At 64.2% G+C, this 218-nt stretch carries 1 pseudogene; it reads left to right on the forward strand.

Annotated elements, in window-relative coordinates:
• A pseudogene (locus ACL9RI_RS27765) lies at window positions 1–218 on the forward strand (carbohydrate porin); the annotation flags it as partial.

Consider the following 218-nt stretch of genomic DNA (forward strand, 5'->3'; position numbering starts at 1 on the left):
ACCTACATCGTCGGCCAGGGCAAGAATAACGATAACCTGGGCGAGCGCCACAATGGCTGGCAATTGTCGGCCTTCCATCGCCAAGCCAAGGTCTTCGGCGGCGGCAACACCTTCGGCGTGCAATACGGCGTCGGTCCTGGTGTCGGCGGCGCCGGCAACGGCCAGATGGGCGCGTCGGGCAGCACCTTGTTCGGCTCGGACGTGAAACGTACGCGTGT

The organism is Janthinobacterium sp. Mn2066, from assembly GCF_049319705.1.
In the GTDB taxonomy this organism is placed as follows: Bacteria; Pseudomonadota; Gammaproteobacteria; order Burkholderiales; family Burkholderiaceae_D; genus Janthinobacterium.